18 protein-coding genes and 1 pseudogene are annotated in these 17,669 nt (G+C 74.5%); 10 read left to right on the top strand and 9 right to left on the bottom strand.

Features of this window, described 5'->3' with window-relative positions; genetic code table 11:
* Nucleotides 1–48: 48 nt before the first annotated feature.
* Complete coding sequence (locus GA0070614_RS11270) at nt 49–882, top strand: phosphoribosylaminoimidazolesuccinocarboxamide synthase (protein WP_088975905.1); 834 nt, start codon at nt 49–51, stop codon at nt 880–882.
* Here GA0070614_RS11270 and glpK read toward each other — a convergent pair whose 3' ends face one another.
* On the bottom strand, nt 883–2,367 hold the full coding sequence (gene glpK, locus GA0070614_RS11265; RefSeq protein WP_088975904.1) for a glycerol kinase GlpK: 1,485 nt from the start codon (nt 2,365–2,367) through the stop codon (nt 883–885). It lies immediately after the preceding gene.
* Between the two features lie 64 nt (nt 2,368–2,431).
* Between glpK and GA0070614_RS11260 the strand changes: the two genes are divergently transcribed.
* Nucleotides 2,432–3,370, top strand: a complete 939-nt coding sequence (locus tag GA0070614_RS11260; protein ID WP_088975903.1) for a ribose-phosphate diphosphokinase — start codon at nt 2,432–2,434, stop codon at nt 3,368–3,370.
* A 21-nt stretch (nt 3,371–3,391) separates the two neighbouring features.
* Here GA0070614_RS11260 and GA0070614_RS11255 read toward each other — a convergent pair whose 3' ends face one another.
* Entirely contained in the window at nt 3,392–3,850 is a 459-nt protein-coding gene (locus tag GA0070614_RS11255) for an ATP-binding protein (RefSeq protein WP_088975902.1), read from the bottom strand.
* 121 nt (nt 3,851–3,971) lie between these two features.
* Between GA0070614_RS11255 and macS the strand changes: the two genes are divergently transcribed.
* A complete protein-coding gene (gene macS, locus GA0070614_RS11250; RefSeq protein ID WP_088975901.1) occupies nt 3,972–5,099 on the top strand; it encodes a MacS family sensor histidine kinase in 1,128 nt (375 codons plus the stop codon).
* A complete protein-coding gene (locus GA0070614_RS11245; protein WP_088975900.1) occupies nt 5,096–5,761 on the top strand; it encodes a response regulator in 666 nt (221 codons plus the stop codon). Before macS ends, GA0070614_RS11245 begins: the two co-directional genes overlap by 4 nt.
* 4 nt (nt 5,762–5,765) lie before the next feature.
* On the opposite strand, the gene GA0070614_RS11240 is transcribed toward GA0070614_RS11245, so the two are convergent.
* From GA0070614_RS11240 to GA0070614_RS11230, 3 genes are all read right to left on the bottom strand, one after another.
* A complete protein-coding gene (locus tag GA0070614_RS11240; RefSeq protein WP_088975899.1) occupies nt 5,766–6,338 on the bottom strand; it encodes a DUF5709 domain-containing protein in 573 nt (190 codons plus the stop codon).
* A gap of 73 nt (nt 6,339–6,411) precedes the next feature.
* Entirely contained in the window at nt 6,412–7,149 is a 738-nt protein-coding gene (locus GA0070614_RS11235; protein ID WP_088979383.1) for an ATP-binding protein, read from the bottom strand.
* Nucleotides 7,150–7,205: 56 nt separating this feature from the next.
* Complete coding sequence (locus tag GA0070614_RS11230; RefSeq protein ID WP_088975898.1) at nt 7,206–8,207, bottom strand: SDR family oxidoreductase; 1,002 nt, start codon at nt 8,205–8,207, stop codon at nt 7,206–7,208.
* Nucleotides 8,208–8,703: 496 nt separating this feature from the next.
* On the opposite strand from GA0070614_RS11230, the gene GA0070614_RS11225 reads away from it, so the two are divergent.
* The gene (locus GA0070614_RS11225) at nt 8,704–9,903 is read left to right on the top strand and encodes a glycosyltransferase (RefSeq protein ID WP_088975897.1); all 1,200 of its coding nucleotides are present in this window, start codon (nt 8,704–8,706) and stop codon (nt 9,901–9,903) included.
* On the opposite strand, the pseudogene GA0070614_RS11220 reads toward GA0070614_RS11225, so the two are convergent.
* The 4 genes and pseudogenes from GA0070614_RS11220 to aroA form a co-directional block, all read right to left on the bottom strand.
* Nucleotides 9,861–10,780: pseudogene (locus GA0070614_RS11220) on the bottom strand (hypothetical protein). The gene GA0070614_RS11225 and the pseudogene GA0070614_RS11220 overlap by 43 nt on opposite strands.
* Nucleotides 10,781–10,840: 60 nt before the next feature.
* Complete coding sequence (hisN, locus tag GA0070614_RS11215) at nt 10,841–11,659, bottom strand: histidinol-phosphatase (RefSeq protein ID WP_088975895.1); 819 nt, start codon at nt 11,657–11,659, stop codon at nt 10,841–10,843.
* A 58-nt stretch (nt 11,660–11,717) separates the two neighbouring features.
* Nucleotides 11,718–12,857 (bottom strand): ribosome small subunit-dependent GTPase A, encoded by a 1,140-nt coding sequence (rsgA, locus tag GA0070614_RS11210; protein ID WP_172892415.1) that lies wholly within the window; start codon nt 12,855–12,857, stop codon nt 11,718–11,720.
* Nucleotides 12,827–14,128 carry a 3-phosphoshikimate 1-carboxyvinyltransferase gene (gene aroA, locus GA0070614_RS11205; protein WP_088975894.1) on the bottom strand — a complete coding sequence of 434 codons (1,302 nt, stop codon included), beginning with the start codon at nt 14,126–14,128 and terminating at the stop codon, nt 12,827–12,829. The genes rsgA and aroA overlap by 31 nt, the downstream gene beginning before the upstream one ends.
* Before the next feature lie 103 nt (nt 14,129–14,231).
* Between aroA and GA0070614_RS11200 the strand changes: the two genes are divergently transcribed.
* The 5 genes from GA0070614_RS11200 (at nt 14,232) to rsrA (ending at nt 17,665) form a co-directional block, all read left to right on the top strand.
* Complete coding sequence (locus GA0070614_RS11200; protein WP_088975893.1) at nt 14,232–14,933, top strand: SOS response-associated peptidase; 702 nt, start codon at nt 14,232–14,234, stop codon at nt 14,931–14,933.
* A gap of 202 nt (nt 14,934–15,135) precedes the next feature.
* Nucleotides 15,136–15,528: a WhiB family transcriptional regulator gene (locus GA0070614_RS11195; protein WP_088979381.1), complete on the top strand. Its 393-nt coding sequence runs from the start codon at nt 15,136–15,138 to the stop codon at nt 15,526–15,528.
* A 92-nt stretch (nt 15,529–15,620) separates the two neighbouring features.
* Nucleotides 15,621–16,235, top strand: a complete 615-nt coding sequence (locus GA0070614_RS11190) for an alpha/beta hydrolase family protein (protein ID WP_088975892.1) — start codon at nt 15,621–15,623, stop codon at nt 16,233–16,235.
* Nucleotides 16,236–16,557: 322 nt separating this feature from the next.
* Entirely contained in the window at nt 16,558–17,376 is an 819-nt protein-coding gene (locus GA0070614_RS11185) for a sigma-70 family RNA polymerase sigma factor (RefSeq protein ID WP_088975891.1), read from the top strand.
* A 1-nt stretch (nt 17,377) separates the two neighbouring features.
* Entirely contained in the window at nt 17,378–17,665 is a 288-nt protein-coding gene (gene rsrA, locus GA0070614_RS11180) for a mycothiol system anti-sigma-R factor (RefSeq protein WP_088975890.1), read from the top strand.
* Nucleotides 17,666–17,669 lie beyond the last annotated feature (4 nt).

Genomic DNA, 17,669 nt, shown 5'->3' with positions numbered 1-17,669 from the left:
CCGGTGGCCGCACCGGGCGTCCCGGGGCCGCGTGGTGTACTAGGGCGCGTGGAACTTCTGCACTCGGGCAAGGTCCGGGACGTCTACGCCGACGGCGACGACCTGATCCTGGTCGCCTCCGACCGCATCTCGATCTACGACGTGGTGCTGCCGACGCCCATCCCCGACAAGGGGAAGCTGCTCACCGCCCTGTCGCTCTGGTGGTTCGCGCAGCTGGCCGACCTGGTGCCGAACCACGTCATCTCGGCCACCGACGTGCCCGCCGAGTTCGCCGGCCGGGCGATCCGCTGCCGCCGGCTGGACATGGTGCCGGTGGAGTGCGTGGCGCGCGGCTACCTGACCGGCGGGGGACTCAAGGAGTACCAGGCCACCGGCAAGGTCTCCGGGGTCGAACTGCCGCGTGGCCTGGTCGAGGCGTCCATCCTGCCCGAGCCGATCTTCACCCCGTCGACCAAGGCGCCGGTGGGCGAGCACGACGAGCCGATCACCTTCGCCGAGGTGGTGGACAAGGTCGGCGGCGAGACCGCCGAGCGGCTGCGGCAGATCACCATCGACGTCTACCGCCGGGGCGCGGAACTCGCCGCCGACCGGGGCATCCTGGTCGCCGACACCAAGATCGAGCTCGGTTGGGCGGCCGACGGCACCCTGACGATCGGCGACGAGCTGCTCACCTCCGACTCGTCCCGGTTCTGGCCGGCCGAGTCGTACCAGCCGGGGCGGGCCCAGTTCTCCTACGACAAGCAGTACGTGCGGGACTGGGCCACCGGCAGCGGCTGGGACAAGCAGGGCCCGGCGCCCGAGGTCCCCGCCGAGGTGGTCGAGGCGACCCGGGCCCGCTACGTCGACGTCTACGAGAAGCTGACCGGCAACCGCTGGGCCTGATCAGTCCACCCAGTCGAGGGTGCGCTGCACGGCCTTGCGCCACTGGCGCAGCTCCCGCTCCCGGTGCTCCGGCGTCATGGTGGACTCCCACTGGGCGTCGGAGCGCCACTGGGCGCGCAGCGTGGCCAGGTCCGGCCAGAACCCGACCGCCAGCCCGGCCGCGTACGCCGCGCCGAGGCAGGTGGTCTCGGTGATCCGGGAGCGGACCACCGGCACGTCGAGGACGTCGGCGAGGAACTGCATCAGCAGACCGTTGGCGGTCATCCCGCCGTCCACCCGCAGCCGGCGCAGCGCCACGTCCGAGTCGGCGTTCATCGCGTCGACCACCTCGCGGGTCTGCCAGGCCGACGCCTCCAGCACCGCCCGGGCCAGGTGCCCCTTGGTGATGTAGCCGGTCAGCCCGGCGATCACCCCTCGGGCGTCGCTGCGCCAGTGCGGCGCGAAGAGCCCGGAGAAGGCCGGCACGACGTAGCAGCCGCCGTTGTCGTCGACCGTGCGGGCCAGCTCCTCCACCTCCGGGGCGGAGGAGATCACCCCCAGGTTGTCGCGCAGCCACTGCACCAGCGACCCGGTCACCGCGATCGCCCCCTCCAGGGCGTACGCGGCCGGATGCCCGTCGATCCGGTAGGCGACCGTGGTGAGCAGGCCGTGCGAGGAGGGGACCGGACTGGCCCCGGTGTTGAGCAGCAGGAAGCTGCCGGTGCCGTAGGTGCACTTCGCCTCGCCCGGCTGGAAGCAGGTCTGGCCGAACAGGGCGGCCTGCTGGTCGCCGAGGGCGCTGGCCACCGGCACCCCGGGCAGCAGCCCGTCGCCGTTGCCGTACACCTCGGCCGAGGAACGGATCTCCGGCAGCATCGCCGCCGGCACCCGCATCGCCTCCAGCAGCTCCGGATCCCAGTCGAGGGTCTCCAGGTCCATCAGCATGGTCCGGCTGGCGTTCGTCACGTCGGTGACGTGCCGCCCGGTCAGCTTCCAGATCAGCCAGCTGTCCATGGTGCCGAAGAGCACCTCGCCCCGCTCGGCGCGCTCGCGCAGCCCGTCGACGTTGTCGAGCAGCCAGCGCAGCTTCGGGCCGGCGAAGTAGGTGGCCAGGGTCAGCCCGGTCCGCTCGCGCAGCCGCTGCTCCCCGTACGAGTGGGCCAGCTCGCGCAGCAGCGGGCCGGTGCGGGTGTCCTGCCAGACGATCGCGTTGGCCACCGGGCGGCCGGTGGTCCGGTCCCAGACGACGGTGGTCTCCCGCTGGTTGGTGATGCCCACCGCGGCCAGCCCCTCCGGGCCGGTCCCGGCGTCCTCCAGCGCGTCCCGCACCACCTGCTGGACGTTGGTCCAGATCTCCTCGGCGTCGTGCTCCACCCAGCCCGGCTGGGGGAAAATCTGTCGGTGCTCCCGCTGGGCGACGGAGACGATCTCCCCGGCCCGGTCGAAGACGATGCACCGTGACGAGGTGGTGCCCTGGTCGATGGCGGCGACGTACTCTCCGGTCATTGCGGCACCGTACCGGGAAGGTCGCGCCGGGAGAACCGGTGAGCCGGCCGTACGATGTCGAGACGTGCGTGACATCGCCGTGTTCAGTGGAACCGCCCATCCGGAACTCGCCGCCGAGATCTGTGCCCACCTCGACGTGCCGTTGCACCCCGTGCGGGTCTCCCGGTTCGCCAACGACTGCCTGGAAGTGCAGTTGCAGGCGAACTGCCGGGAGCGGGACGTCTTCCTGATCCAGCCCCTGGTACCGCCGGTGCAGGAGAACCTGGTCGAGCTGCTGCTCATGATCGACGCTGCCCGGGGCGCGTCGGCCGGCCGGATCACCGTGGTGCTGCCGCACTACGCGTACGCCCGGTCGGACAAGAAGGACGCCCCGCGCATCTCCATCGGCGGCCGGCTCGTCGCCGACCTGCTCACCTCCGCCGGCGCGCACCGGGTGCTCGCGCTGACCCTGCACTCACCGCAGGTGCACGGCTTCTTCAGCGTCCCGGTCGACCATCTGCACGCGCTGCGCGAGCTGGCCACCCACTTCCGTCGCTACGACCTGAGCAACACCGTCGTGGTCTCGCCGGACCTGGGCAACGCCAAGGAGGCGGCGGCCTTCGCCCGGATGCTCGGCACCCCGGTCGCGGCCGGCGCGAAGCAGCGGTTCAGCGACGACCGGGTCAAGATCAGTACGGTGATCGGCGACGTCGCCGACCGGGACGTGATCGTCCTGGACGACGAGATCGCCAAGGGCAGCACGGTCATCGAGCTGATGGCCCACCTGCGCGAACTCAAGGTGCGCTCGATCCGGCTCGCCTGCACCCACGGCCTGTTCTCCGGCGGGGCGCTGGAACGGCTCGGCGAGCAGGACGGCGTGCTGGAGATCGTCTGCACCAACACGGTGCCGATTCCGGCGCAGAAGCGGGTGCCGAAGCTGGAGGTCCTCTCGGTGGCGCCCGCGCTGGCCGAGGCGATGCGCCGGATCCACAACGGGGAGTCGGTCAGCGCGCTCTTCGGCTGACCCGTCGGTGTGCCGGGGCGGTCACTCCGCCCTGGCACGCCGGTCGGCCGTCACGGCGCTGCTGATCCGTACCGTGGTGCCGGCCGTGCTGGTCTCGACCTCCATCGTGTCGCTCAGCTCGCGGGCCAGCCAGAGACCCCACCCGCCCGCGGTCTCCGCCGCCGGCCGGGACCGGTCGCCCAGCCGCTGCGCGCTGATGCCGCGCCCGTGGTCGGCGACCTCGCAGACCAGCTCGCCGGAGCGCCGCCACAGCCGCAGCGAGCCCTGGCCGCCGCCGTGCCGGACCGCGTTGGTGATCAACTCGTTGACCGCCAGCACGAAGTCGTCGAGGCGCTGCCCGTCGAGCCCCGCGGCGTGCGCGCAGGAGGTGACCGAGTGCCGTAGCTCGGTCACCTGCGCCTGGTCGAAGGCCTCGGCGATGAGGAGGGAAGGTTCGATGGGCACAACCGTACGCGGTGTGGGGGGATCTGCGTTCGTCATGGCCCTGTCCCGACCGCGGGTCTCGGAGATTTTCGCGACATTTCCACCGTACGTCAGGGTTCGCCCCCGCGCGACGGCCGGCCCGCCGGTCGGCGGGGACGACTGTGGCATCGTGTCGCCCATGCCGACACCGCCGGGGGGATTCGAGGACCCGCTCTGGCGGTCCCTCGCCGTCTTCCGTTTCGCCTCGCTGGCGTACGTCTGCGTGCTGGTGCTGCGCGACGCCGACCGGTTCGCGCACCCGGTGGCCGCCGGCGCCGTCCTGCTGGCCATGCTGGCCTGGTCCGTGGCGGCCACGGTCGGCTACGCGCGCCCGGCGAACCGGGGTTGGCCGCTGCTGCTGGCCGACGTGACGGTGGCGCTGGCCGTCCTCGCGGTGACCCCGTGGGTGGTCGGCCGGGCGGCGCTGGCCACCGGCACCCCGACCCTGGCCGTGGTCTGGGAGGGCGCGCCGGTGCTGGCCTGGGCGATCTCCGGCGGCCGGCGGCGCGGGGCGGTGGCCGCGCTGCTGCTCGGCGTGGCGGACCTGGCCGCCCGCGGGTTCGGCACCCCCTCGATCACCGGGCTGATCCTGCTGCTGCTCGCCGGGGTGGTCGTCGGGCACGTGGCCCGGCTGGCGGTGACCGCCGAGGAACGGTTGCAGCGCGCGGTGGAGCTGGAGGCCGCGACCCGGGAACGGGAGCGGCTGGCCCGGGGCATCCACGACTCGGTGCTCCAGGTGCTGGCGCTGGTGCAGCGGCGCGGGGCGCACCTCGACGGGGAGGCCGGCGAACTGGCGCGGCTCGCCGGCGAGCAGGAGGCGGCGCTGCGGGCGTTGATCGCCGGGACCGCCCCGGCGCCCGCCACCGACCGGCCGGTCGGCACGGCGGACCTGTGCGCCCTGCTCGGCGGGTACGCCTCGGCGACCGTCTCGGTCTCCGTCCCGGCGACCCCGGTCCCGCTGCCGGCCCCGGTGGCCCGGGAGGTGGCGGCGGCGACCGCGGCGGCGCTGGACAACGTCGAGCGGCACGCCGACGGCCGCGCCTGGGTGCTGGTGGAGGACGAGGGGGCGACGGTGACCGTCTCGGTGCGCGACGCCGGCCCCGGCATTCCCGAGGGGCGGCTCGTCGAGGCCGCCCGGCAGGGCCGCCTCGGACTGGCCCAGTCCGTCCGGGGCCGGATCACCGACCTCGGCGGTACGGTGCGGATCGTCTCCGCCCCGGGCGAGGGCACCGAGATCGAGATGGTCGTACCCAGGAAGGGCGGATGAGCATGGTCCGGGTGATGGTCGTCGACGACCACCCGATGTGGCGGGAGGGGGTGGCCCGGGACCTCACCGAGGCCGGCCACCAGGTGGTCGCCACCAGCGGCGAGGGACGGCAGGCGGTCCGGGTCGCGGCGGCGGCCCGGCCGGACGTCGTGGTGCTCGACCTCCAACTGCCCGACATCTCCGGGGTGGAGGTGATCCACGGGCTGCGCGCGGCGCTGCCCGAGGTGCGGGTGCTGATGCTCTCCGCCAGCGGCGAGCAGCAGAGCGTGCTGGACGCGGTGAAGGCCGGCGCCACCGGCTACCTGCTGAAGTCCGCCGCCCCGGCGGAGTTCCTCGACGCGGTGCGCCGCACCGCCGCGGGGGAGCCGGTCTTCACGCCCGGCCTGGCCGGACTGGTCCTCGGCGAGTACCGCCGGCTCGCCGCCACACCCGGGCAGTCGGTGGCCGACGGCCGGCACGACGCGGCACCCCGGCTCACCGATCGGGAGACCGAGGTGCTGCGTCTGGTGGCCAAGGGGCTGTCGTACAAGCAGATCGCCGAGCGGCTGGGCCTGTCGCACCGCACGGTGCAGAACCACGTCCAGAACACGCTGGGCAAGCTCCAGCTGCACAACCGGGTGGAGCTGACCCGCTACGCGATCGAGCGCGGCCTGGACGGCTGACGGCTCAGCGCGACTCGGGCGGCCGGGTCTCGTGGATCGCCAGCTCCTCCGCGCTCGCCCCACCACCGGCCGCGCCCGCGTCGTAGGCGATGTTGTCGGTCTCCTGGTCGGTGTGCGCCCCCTCGTCCGGCTCGACCAGCCGGCCGACCTGGTGGTCGGCGACGGTGCCGAGCTGACCGTGGTCGTAGACGGAGACCGGGGAGTGCGGGTCGGAGGTGGGACCGGGGTCGATCACGTCGGCGTCGAGCTGGGCCTGGGCGGCGGCCTCGTCGCTGTCCGCCTCGGCGGCGATGTCCGGGTCGACCGGGCCGGCCAACGGGTCGTCGGGGGCGCGCTCGTACTGCTCCCGCTGGAGCTTGTAGTCCAGCGACTCCCCGTCGAGCTGCTCGTCGGCGGTGGTCCCGAACCGGTCCACCGCGACCGGCGTCCGGTCACCGGGCAGCTGGGCCGGCTCGGGGCCGTCCGCCTCGCGACCGGTGAGGACGTCGTCGTTGGCGGTCGAGTCGTCGTCGGCGGTGTCGGGCAGGCCCTCCGCCTCGGGGTCGGACACGGGGGTCGGGTACTCGTCGTCGCGCATGGCTGATCCGTACCCACTGCCGCCCTCCGGGTAACCGGCCCCGGCACCCGCAATCGGGATGAAAGGGGAGAAGTCAGCCTCGGTACCGGGCTTCGTCCTCCGCGTACAGGACGCACCAGACGACCTTGCCGTCCGGTACGGGAGTGCTGCCCCACCGGCGGGCCACCGTGTCGATCAGCAGCAGACCGCGCCCCCCGGTCGAGGTGAGCGGGGCCAACCCGGCGTACGCGGGCTGCCGCCGCGAGTGGTCGCGGACCGCGACGTGCAGGGCGCTGTCCCGGGGGGCGACCAGGACCGTCATCGGGGTGCCCGCGTGCGCCACCACGTTGTTGACCATCTCGGTCACCGCGATGGTCGCCGGCTCGGCCAGCTCGGGAACGCCCCACCGGGCGCAGCCGTCGGACACCAGCTCCCGGGCCCGCCGGGCCGCCCCCACGGTCGGGGAGAGGTCAACGGTGAGCAGGGCCGCCATCGGGGTACGGGCCAGCGCGGCGGTGGCCTCGTCGAGGCTGGCGCAGACCGGCAGGTCACCGGAGGCCCCGGTGGCCGCCCCGGTCGGGTCGAGCACGAACAGGTCGGTGGCGGGCCAGTCGGCGACCGTACGGCGCAGCTCGGCGAGCAGCCGGACGGCCGTGTCGCCCGTCGCCCGGAGCCGGGTCACGTCCACGACGATCGGACCGGGCCGGGTGCTGAGCCGGGCGAGGAGGGCGTCGCGCACCCGGCCGACGGCGGTCGGCTCCAGCAGGCCGCTCAACCGCACGACCGCGGACGACTCGTCCGACTCCACCAGGCAACGCGCGTCCGTTGGCATGATCGTCCCATTGTGCACGCCGACGGCCGGACGCGCACCCGGCCGGTCCGGGCGGCTCACCGTCGGCCCGACCGGGATCGCCGGGCCATCGCGGCCACCGTGCCGACGGCGGTGCCGGCGGCGGCCAGCCCGAACGCGGTGGTCATCCGGAGCAGCTGCCGTCGCCGGCCGTCCCAGCCGCCGTCGCGGACCGCCTCGGCGTCCGGGCGGAAGACGTTCCCGCTGCTCTCCACGGCGCGCGCCGGGCCGAACTGGGTGCGGTGCACGTACCAGCCCAGCACCCGCTCGGCCAGCGCCGGCGCGAGCCGCCACTGGAGCCCGGCCAGCCGCGCCGCGCCGCCCGCGTACGCCTCGCGGCGGGGGCGGCGCAGCAGCCGGACGATCGTCTCGGCCACCACCTCCGGCGGGTAGACCGGTGGCGGCGGGACCAGCTCCCGGCCGGTGTGGTTGCCGGCGTGCCGGAAGAACGGCGTGTCGATGGTCGCCGGCAGCACCGTGCAGATCGAGATGTTGCCCCGCCCGGTCACCCGCAGCTCCTGCCGGACGGTGTCGGACAACCCGCGGATGCCGTGCTTGGTGGCGTTGTACGCGGACTGGTAGGGCATCGCCACCTCGGCGAGCACCGAGGCGTTGTTGACCAGCACCCCGCCGCCGGACGCGCTCAGCCAGGGCAGCGCGGCCCGGATGCCGTACGTGGTGCCGAGCAGGTTCACCTCGACCACCCGGCGGAACTCGGCCACCGGGATCTCGTCGAAGAGCCCGACGGCGCTGACCGCGGCGTTGTTGATCCAGGCGTCGATCCGGCCGAACTCGTCCACCGCGCGGACGGCCAGCTCCTCCACCGCCACCGGGTCGGTGACGTCCGTGGGGACGACCAGCGCCCGGCCGCCCAGCTCGCGGCAGCGTCGGGCGACCTCCTCGAGGGCGGTCTCGGTGCGGGCGGCGAGCACGACGTCGGCGCCCCGGCGGGCGAGCGCATAGGCCGTGGCGGTGCCGATTCCGCTGGAGGCGCCGGTGATCACCACCGTGGCGTCGGCGAGAGTGCGGGTCAGCGGCATTCCCCGTCGGTACCCCCGACCGGCCCGGCTCATGCGGCCCGCACCCCGTCGATCCCGGCCCCTTCCACCCCCACGCCGGCCCACCCGCCCCACCCCCACCATCCCCACCCACCCGGCCCGCACCCGTCCCCGTGGCCTGCCCGCCCGACGAGGCCCGTGATCAAGAGGTTTGCGCATCCCCGCCGAGCCGTCCGGACGCAAACTTCTTGATCACCGACTTGGTCAGGGGCGGGAGGGGGGTAGGGGGAGGGGGCGGGAGGGTGGCGTAAAGGGATCAGGGGGTCGGGGGTGCCCGGCGGGGCCGGTCGGTGGGTGGCAGGGGCGGTGGCGTAACGGCATCGGGTCGGTGGCGGGGTGGTGGTTGGCCGGTGCTCGGCTCGGGGCGTCCCACTCGCGTTGACTGGTCCCGATCTGCCAGGTTTCGGCTCGTCGGGCCCGGGTTAATGGGACCCTCTGACCGGAGGACCATCCCTCGCAGTACGCATGGAGGTGCACCATGCGCGTCGGCCTCGTCTTCGCGCACGCCGGCTCCACCCGGCATGCGGACGGCCCCGCCGTCGGCACCCACGAGCACATCGCCCGGGTCGCCGCCGAGCTGGCCGGGCGCGGCCACGACGTACGGGTCTACGAGCGCCGCGCCGATGCGGACCTGCCGGACAGCGTCGAGCTGGACGGCTACCGCGTGGAACGGGTGCCGGTGGGGCCGCCCCGACCCACCCCCACCGCCGAACTCGTCCCGTACGTGGCGGAGTTCGGCCGCTGGCTGGCCGACCGCTGGGCCGGGGAGTGGACCCCGGACGTGGTGCACGGGCACTACTGGATCGGCGGCCTGGCCGCCGCCCACGCGGTACGCGAGACCGACATCCCGGTCGTGCAGACCTTCCACTCCCTCGGCGTCGAGCAGCTGCGCCACCTCGGCCAGGGCTACGACGGCCCCGGCGAGCGGATCCCGCTGGAGCGGGCCCTGACCCGGGCGGTGGACATCGCCGTCGCCCAGTGCAACGACGAGGTCGACGAGCTGACCCGGATGGGCCTGCAACGCACCTCGGTGGCGATGGTGCCGGCCGGCGTCGACGTCACCCGGTTCCACCCCGACGGCGAAGCCGCCCCCCGCGACCAGCGGGCCCGGATCCTCTCCGTCGGCGGGCTGTCCCCCGGGCACGGCCAGGAGGACCTGATCCGGGCGATGCGGCTGGTCGGCGACGCCGAGCTGGTCATCGCGGGCGGGCCCCCGCCCGAACAGCTCGCCACCCACGCCGAGGCCCGCCGGCTGCGCGAGCTGGCCGAACGGACCGGGGTGGGCGACCAGGTCACCCTGGTCGGCGCGGTCCCGCACGACCAGATGCCGACCTGGTACCGCTCCGCCGACGTGGTGGCCTGCACCGCGCACTACTCGTCGGCCGGGCGGGTGTCGCTGGAGGCGATGGCCTGCGGCGTGCCGGTGGTCGGCTACGCGATGGGCGGCATCGCCGACGCGGTGGTCGACGAGGTGACCGGCCGGCTGGTGCCGCCGGGCGACGTGCGGACCCTCGGGGTGACGCTGCGCCGGCTGCTCGCCGACAACGCGGGGCGGTTCGCGTACGGGCACGCGGCGGTGGACCGGGTCCGGTGCAGCTACACCTGGGAACGCACCGCCAGCGCCCTGGAACGCCTCTACGAACGGGTGGTGGGCAAGCGCAAGCCGGTCGAGGCCTGAGCGACGCTCAGCGGGGCGGCAGCGGCCGTCCCGGGGCCGCGCCGACCATCGCCCGTTCCCGCTCCCCGGCCACGGCGTGATGGTGCTGCGGCTCGGCGTACCGGGTCAGACCGATCACCGCGGCCAGGGTGACCAGGAAGCCGACGGCGGCCAGCCACTCCCGCCCCGGCCAGATCTTGTCGTTGAGCAGCAGCAGGCCGATGATCGCGGCCGGCACCGCGCCGGCGGCGTCCATCGCGGCGACGGCGGCGGTGGTGGAGCCGCGCTGCATCGCCAGCCCGAGCAGCAGCTGCCCCACGATCGAGTGCGCGATCAGCAGGTAGAGCAGCGGGTCCCGGACGAACGCCTCGGGCGAGGCCGCCGACGCCAGCGGCCGGGCGGCGACCGCCGCGGCGGAGAAGGCCAGCCCGGCCAGCGAACCGAGCGCCACCGAGCCCGGTGAGCCGTGCAGGCGTACCGCGAAGAAGCCGAGCACGGCGATGCCGCCGAGCGCGGCGGTCAGGGCGATCAGGCCGGCGGTGCCGAGCCCCTTGGACGGGGCCGGCTGGGCGGAGAGCACCAGCGCGGTGATCCCGCCGAAGAGGAGCACCAGCAGCGCCACCTCGGCGGCCGGCAGCCGCCACTTCAGCACCACCACCCCCAGCACGGCGGTGACCCCGAGACCGGCGGCGACGCTCGCCTGCACCAGGAACAGCGGCAGGTCCCGACGGGCCAGGAAGGCCAGCACGAACCCGGTCACCTGGCAGATCAGCCCGATCAGGTAGGTGCGGTGCCCGGCCAGCCGCAGCAGCAGCCCCGGATCGAAGGTGTGGTGCACCGTCGTCCGTGCCGCGGCCACCGACTGCAGCATGTTGGCGAAGCCGTACGCGACGATCATGGCCGCGAGGAAGCACCAACCGGAGGACACCACCTGGCGAGGATAGAGGGTGCCCCGGGGTCAGCGCGCGGTCGGCCGAGCCAGCCGGGCGAGGACGTCCGGGTGCAGGTGACCGTTCGTGGCGATCGCGCTGACCTCGTCGGAGCTGCTCCCACCAGGCGAGGGACGGCCGTCGAGGGTGGTCATCACACCCCCGGCGCCGGTGACGATCGGGACCAGCGCGGCGACGTCCCAGAGCGACAACTCCGGTTCCACCATGACGTCCAGTGCGCCCTCGGCGAGCAGCATGTAACCGTAGAAGTCGCCGTACGCCCGGCTGCGCCAGGTGTCGCGCATGAGCTGGAGCACGGCGTCCAGCCGGCCCGCCTCCTCCCAGCCGGTCAGCGACGAGTAGCAGAAGCTGGCGTCGGCGAGGTCCCGCACCGCGGAGACCCGGATCGGGGCGCCGGAGGCGGCGTCCGGGCCGGCGTACGCGCCCTCGCCGGCCACGCCCCACCAGCGCCGGCCCAGGGCCGGGGCGGAGACCAGTCCGACCACCGGCCGGTCGCCCTCCAGCAGCGCGATCAGGGTCGCCCAGACCGGCACGCCCCGGACGAAGTTCTTGGTCCCGTCGATCGGGTCGACCACCCAGCGCCGGCCGTCCGGCCCGGTGGCGGGCTGCTCGCCGTACTCCTCGCCGAGCAGGCCGTCGCCGGGGCGGTGCTCGGCCAGCAGCGCGCGGATCGCCCGCTCGACCGCGGTGTCCGCGTCCGAGACGGGGGTCAGGTCCGGCTTGGCCTCCACCCGCAGGTCGAGCGCGCGGAACCGGGCCGCCGAGATGGCGTCGGCGGCGTCCGCGAGCCGGTGGGCGAGGGCGATGTCGTCGGCGTACCCGGTCATGGGAGGAAACGGTAGCGGCGGCCCGCGCCGGACCCGCCGGCCGGGTCGCGCGGACCGGTCACGACCCGGCGAGCGGATCGCCCGGGTTGCGCTCCGGCTCCCGCGCGTCACCCTCGCCCGACCGGGAGGCCAGCAGCCGACGGTACGACGCCAGCCGGCGCGGGTCGGCCTTCCCGGCGGCCACCCAGGAGTCCAGCGCGCAGTCGGCCTCGTCCGGCGTGTGCGGGCAGTTCGGCGGGCAGTCGACGGTGGCCTCGACCAGGTCGGGGAAGCCGTGCAGCAGGCTCTCCGCCGAGACGTGGGCCAGCCCGAAGCTGCGTACCCCCGGGGTGTCGACGATCCAGCCCGCGACCGCACCCGGCGCGACCCCCGGGGCGGCGGGCAGCGGCAGGGCCACCGCGCTGGTGGAGGTGTGCCGGCCCCGGCCGATCGCGCTGACCGTGCCGACCGCCCGGGCCGCGTCCGGCACCAGCCGGTTGACAAGCGTCGACTTGCCCACCCCGGAGTGGCCCACCATGACCGAGACCCGGCCGGCGAGCAGCGACCGCAGCGCGTCGAGGTCGGAGTCCGGCCGGATCAGCACGTACGGCAGCTCCAGCTCGGCGTAGTAGCCGACGACCTGGTCCGGCCCGGCCAGGTCCGCCTTGGTCAGGCAGAGCAGCGGCTCGATGTCGGCGTCGTACGCGGCCACCAGGCAGCGGTCGATGAACCCGGTGCGCGGCGGCGGGTCGGCCAGCGCGCTGACGATCACCAACTGGTCGGCGTTGGCGACCACGACCCGTTCCAGCCGCCCCTCGGCGGTGGTCTCGTCGTCGTCGGCGGTACGCCGCAGCACCGAGCGGCGCTCGGCGATCCGGACGATCCGGGCCAGCGCCCCGGCCGCCCCGGAGGTGTCCCCGACCAGGCCCACCCGGTCGCCCACCACCACCGACTTGCGGCCCAGCTCCCGTGCCCGCATCGCGGTGACGACGGGGGCGTCCGGAGCCGCCTCGGACAGCACGCAGGTGTAGCGGCCCCGGTCGACGGCGATCACGAAGCCGTCGACCGCGTCGGCGTGCCGGGGCCGGGTCCGGGTGCGTGGACGCGAGGACTTCCCGGGCCGGACCCGTACGTCGTCCTCGTCGTACTCCCGCCGTCTGGTCGCCAGGACCGCCTCCTGTCTCCGCCTCAGCTCTTGCCGGTCACCATCGCCGACCATAGTGCCGGGAACTCGGGCATGGTCTTCGAGGTGCACGTCACGTCGTCCACCTCGATGCCGGGGACGGCGAGCCCGGCGACCGCCGCGGCGTGCGCCATCCGGTGGTCGGCGTACGTGCGGAAGGTCCCGCCGCGCAGCGGGCGGGGCCGGATCTCCAGGCCGTCGTCGCTCTCGGTGAGGTCCGCGCCGAGCGCGGTGAACTCGCGGGCCAGCGCGGCGATCCGGTCGGTCTCGTGACCGCGGATGTGCGCGATGCCGGTGAACCGGGAGGGGGAGTCGGCCAGCATGGCCAGCGCGGTCAGCGCCGGGGTCAGCTCGCTGACGTCGGAGAGGTCGGCCGACAGGCCGTGCACCGTGCCGGTGCCCCGGACGGTCAGCCCGGCGGTGCCCAGGGTGACCTCGCCACCCATCCGCTGGAGCAGCGAGCGGAGCTGCTCGACCGGCTGGGCGCTGCTGCGCGGCCAGCCCTGCAGGGTCACCTCACCGCCGGTGACCAGCGCGGCGGCGAAGAACGGCACCGCGCCGGAGAGGTCCGGCTCGATCTCCCAGCCCCGGCCGGTCAGCGGGCCGGGCTCGACCACCCAGACGTCCGGCGTGCTGTCGTCGACCGCCGCCCCGGCCGCGCGCAGCATCTGCACGGTCATCCGCAGGTGCGGGGCGGAGGGGACCGGCGGGCCCTCGTGGCGGACCACCACGCCCCGGTCGAACCGGGCCCCGGCGAGCAGCAGCCCGGAGACGAGCTGGCTGGAGGCCGAGGCGTCGATCACCACCTCGCCGCCGGTGACCCGGCCGGTGCCCTGCACCACCAGCGGCAGGCTGCCGGTCGCCGGGGCGTCGAGGCGTACGCCGAGGGTGCGCAGCGCGCCGATCAGCGGGCCCAGCGGGCGGACCCGGGCCTGTGGGTCGCCGTCGAAGGTGACCCGCCCCTCGGCCAGGCCGGCCACCGGCGGCCCGAAGCGCATCACCGTGCCGGCGAGCCCGACGTCGACGTGGGCCGGACCGACCAGCGGGTGCGGCCGGAGCAGCCAGCGCTCGTCGTCGGAGACCGACACGTGGGCGCCCATGGCGCGCAGCCCGCCCGCCATGAGTTCGGTGTCCCGCGCGCGCAGCGGCCCGTGCAGGGTGGACGGGCCGGTGGCCAGCGCGCTGAGCACCAGCGCCCGGGCGGTCATCGACTTGGAGCCGGGCAGGCGCAGCGTCGCCGACACCGGGTCGCTGGCGGTCGGTGCGGTCCACGGCTGCGGCGGCCGGGTCGCGGTCAGATTCCCCACGGTGACATTCTGCCAAGTCCGTCGGCGCCTGGGACTCCGGCGGCGACGCCACTCCCGGTTGGCGGGACAGCCGACCGGCGCGCGGGGCGTTAGCGTGTGCGCCATGTGCGGGAGGTACGCGACGACCCGGAGCGCGGGCGACCTGAGCGCCCTGTTCGAGTCGTACGACGACACCGGCGGCCGGCTCGGGCCGGACCACAACGTCGCCCCGACCGATCCGGTGCCCCTGGTCCGGGTCGACGCCGACGCCGGGCGGGTGCTGTCGGTGGGCCGGTGGGGGCTGGTGCCGCACTGGTCCCGCTCGGCGGCCGGGGCCGCCCGCATGATCAACGCACGGGTCGAGACGGTCGCCACCAGCCGGGCGTACGCCGACCCGTTCGCCCGCCGACGCTGCCTCGTCCCCGCCGACGGCTGGTACGAGTGGGTCCGCCGCCCCGACGGTGGCAAGCAGCCCTACTACATGACCCCGCGGGACGGCTCGGTGCTGGCCTTCGCCGGCATCTGGTCGCGCTGGGAGTCGCTGCTCACCTTCAGCGTGCTCACCACCGCCGCCGTGGGCGAGTTGGCCGAGGTGCACGACCGGATGCCGCTGCTGCTGCCCCGGGAGCGCTGGGACGACTGGCTCGCCCCGGCCGACGACCCGGCGGCGCTGCTCGTCCCACCCCCGGCGCAGTGGCTCGCCGGGTTGGAGATCCGACCGGTCGGGCGGGCGGTGGGCGACGTCCGCAACGACGGGCCCGGACTGATCGAACGGGTGCCGCTGCCCGAGGATGAGCGGTCGGGGGAGGAAATCACCCTGTTCTGAATGTCGTTCACGCGACATTGTCGCGTACCAATTGCCAGAGTTCCGGGCGAAACGTCGGTCGGATCTTCAGCCATCTTTGTGCACAGCCCCTTGTCCACGCCTCCGTGGGTGCGATAGAACCGAGCGCCGGCACTGGGAGCGTCTTCGCGCGGTGCGAACGACGCCCGTCGATCTTGCCGGTCCCACGGGGGAGGTGGGTGTGATGACCCGGGCGCGTATGCCCCGACCGCACGAGGTGGCCGCCGCACGACGAGATCCGCGACTGCTGCGGGCACTGCGGGAACGGCGACAGGACGAAGCCTGGCGGACCAGAGGAACCTGCCAGAGCGTGGACCCGGAGACCTTCTTTCCGGCGCCCAACGAACCGGCCGACGCCGCCGTGGCGCTCTGCCGCAGTTGCGACGTGCAGGGATCCTGCCTGGCCTGGGCGCTGGAGGTGGGTGACTGCCACGGGGTGTGGGGCGGCACCACGCCCCGCGAGCGGCGGGCCATGCTGGTCGCCTGGCGCAGCGAGGTCCAACCGGATCCGGACGCGGCCGACGACGCCGGCCCGCCGGTGCGCGACCGCCTGCTCACCCTGGTCCCGCTGAGTTGAGCGCCCGCCCGGTCCGGCCGGGCCGTCGGGGCTGACGCGGGCGGTGCGGGTTCCGGCCGGGCCGGGGCGGCCCAGGGCCGCAGAATGGTCGGATGCCGCACCACGAGGAACTCGACACCCCACGCGGACCCGCCCGGGTGCAGACCGACCTGCCGGCCGGCGCGCCCGTCGCCCTGCTGGTGCTCGGGCACGGCGCGGGCGGCGACGTCGACGCCCCGGACCTGGTGGCCGTCCGGGACGCCGTGGTCGGGGCCGGGGTGGCGGTCGCGCGGGTGACCCAGCCGTACCGGGTGGCCGGCCGGCGCGCGCCGGCTCCGGCGGGACACCTCGACGAGGCGTGGACGGCGGTGCTGTCCGTGCTGCGCGGGCGGTTCCCCGGCGTACCCCTGCTGGTGGGCGGGCGGTCCAGCGGCGCGCGGGTGGCCTGCCGCAGCGCGACGGCCGTGGGCGCCGCCGGGGTGGTGGCGCTGGCGTTCCCGCTGCATCCGCCCGGGCGGCCCGAGCGCTCACGGGCGGCGGAGCTGTCCACCGGGCTGCCCACCCTCGTGGTCAACGGCGACCGGGACCCGTTCGGCGTACCCGCCGCGCAGGGCCCGGTGGAGGTGGTGCTCCGCCCCGGTGAGCGGCACGACCTGCGGGGCGACCCGGCCGGCGTGGCCGACGCGGTGCTCGGATGGCTGCGCGGTCGCGGGTGGGCCACGGCCTGACGGCCGGCCGGTGCCCGGGGGGCCGTCGCGCCGGCCGCGACCGGCCGGGGGCGTCGATGCGCCGAGTGTGATCTCGCCCATGGGTGGGACCGTTTCCGGTCGCGGTGAATCGTCGTTGCATCGGATGGTGTCGGCCGCCCGGTTCGGGCGACCGCACCGTCCCTCCCAGGCCCTTCCTGGTCCCAGCGTCGGTCTCCGCCGAGGCGTCCAGCGTCGGTCTCCGCCGAGGCCGGGACCAGGAACGGGGGCGGCCGGCGGAATGTCCGGCCCCGGACCGGGCGTTACCACCACCGGAGACGACATCTGGTGAGAGGGGTGGCCGGTGCCGACCGAGACACGGAGCCGGGAACGGGACGAACGGGAGGCGCGGCAGCTCAGGCAGCTGCTCGACGCCCCGGCATGGCCCGCGACGGTGGGCGGGGCGGCAGCGGTGAGCACGGGCACACCCGCCGGAACTGAATCTGCGGGCAGGTCCGTACGCGTATCCTCGGCGGGAAAGCATCCGACGCGAGGGGATGTGCGGTTGACCACCGAGAAGACGGACGAGCGCAGGGCCCGCTTCGAGCGGGACGCGATGCCCTTCGTCGATCAGCTCTACGCTGCCGGGCTGCGGATGACCCGCAACCCGGCGGATGCCGAGGACCTGGTCCAGGAGACGTACCTGAAGGCGTACGCGGCCTTCCACCAGTTCGAACAGGGCACCAACCTGAAGGCCTGGCTGTACCGCATCCTGACCAACACCTACATCAACTCCTACCGCAAGCGGCAGCGCCAGCCCATCCAGGCGCCCACCGAGGAGATCACCGACTGGCAGCTCGCCGAGGCCGAGTCGCACACCTCCAGCGGTCTGCGCTCGGCCGAGACCGAGGCGCTGGACCGGCTGCCGGACAGCGACGTCAAGGAGGCCCTCCAGCAGTTGCCGGAGGAGTTCCGGCTGGCGGTCTACCTGACCGACGTCGAGGGCTTCTCCTACAAGGAGGTCGCCGACATCATGGGCACGCCGATCGGCACGGTGATGTCGCGGCTGCACCGCGGTCGACGTAATCTGCGCAAGCTGCTCGAGCGCTACGCCGCGGAGCGGGGCTTCACCTCCGCGCCGTCGTCGAAGGGTTCGACCGCCGCCGCCGGCCGGGAGGTGTGACGTGAGCTGTGGAGAGCCGCACGAGACGGACTGCCGCGAGGTGCTGGCGGAGGTCTACCTCTACCTCGACCTGGAGTGCGCCGAGGAACGGCGTGACCTGATCCGCCACCACCTCGACGAGTGCGGGCCCTGCCTGCGCGAGTACGGCATCGAGCAGGAGGTGAAGGCGCTCGTGGCCCGCTGCTGCGGCAACGAGACCGCCCCCGACCAGCTGCGCGAGCGGCTGCGGGTACGCCTCACCGAGCTGGTGGTCTTCGAGGCCAGCGAGTCGCGCGAACTCGCCGACTGAACAC

The sequence above is a fragment of the Micromonospora coxensis genome, from assembly GCF_900090295.1.
Lineage (GTDB): Bacteria > Actinomycetota > Actinomycetes > Mycobacteriales > Micromonosporaceae > Micromonospora > Micromonospora coxensis.
This window is presented reverse-complemented; position numbering and strand designations above follow the sequence as displayed.

What these genes read in the sequence shown, in the direction of transcription:
- glpK (WP_088975904.1), bottom strand. Translation starts at nt 2,367, where the DNA reads ATGACCGGAGAGTACGTCGCCGCCATCGACCAGGGCACCACCTCGTCA.
- GA0070614_RS11255 (WP_088975902.1), bottom strand. Translation starts at nt 3,850, where the DNA reads ATGACGAACGCAGATCCCCCCACACCGCGTACGGTTGTGCCCATCGAA.
- macS (WP_088975901.1), top strand. Translation starts at nt 3,972, where the DNA reads ATGCCGACACCGCCGGGGGGATTCGAGGACCCGCTCTGGCGGTCCCTC.
- GA0070614_RS11245 (WP_088975900.1), top strand. Translation starts at nt 5,096, where the DNA reads ATGAGCATGGTCCGGGTGATGGTCGTCGACGACCACCCGATGTGGCGG.
- GA0070614_RS11240 (WP_088975899.1), bottom strand. Translation starts at nt 6,338, where the DNA reads ATGCGCGACGACGAGTACCCGACCCCCGTGTCCGACCCCGAGGCGGAG.
- GA0070614_RS11235 (WP_088979383.1), bottom strand. Translation starts at nt 7,149, where the DNA reads ATGCCAACGGACGCGCGTTGCCTGGTGGAGTCGGACGAGTCGTCCGCG.
- GA0070614_RS11230 (WP_088975898.1), bottom strand. Translation starts at nt 8,207, where the DNA reads ATGCCGCTGACCCGCACTCTCGCCGACGCCACGGTGGTGATCACCGGC.
- GA0070614_RS11225 (WP_088975897.1), top strand. Translation starts at nt 8,704, where the DNA reads ATGCGCGTCGGCCTCGTCTTCGCGCACGCCGGCTCCACCCGGCATGCG.
- hisN (WP_088975895.1), bottom strand. Translation starts at nt 11,659, where the DNA reads ATGACCGGGTACGCCGACGACATCGCCCTCGCCCACCGGCTCGCGGAC.
- rsgA (WP_172892415.1), bottom strand. Translation starts at nt 12,857, where the DNA reads ATGGTCGGCGATGGTGACCGGCAAGAGCTGAGGCGGAGACAGGAGGCG.
- GA0070614_RS11200 (WP_088975893.1), top strand. Translation starts at nt 14,232, where the DNA reads ATGTGCGGGAGGTACGCGACGACCCGGAGCGCGGGCGACCTGAGCGCC.
- GA0070614_RS11195 (WP_088979381.1), top strand. Translation starts at nt 15,136, where the DNA reads ATGACCCGGGCGCGTATGCCCCGACCGCACGAGGTGGCCGCCGCACGA.
- GA0070614_RS11190 (WP_088975892.1), top strand. Translation starts at nt 15,621, where the DNA reads ATGCCGCACCACGAGGAACTCGACACCCCACGCGGACCCGCCCGGGTG.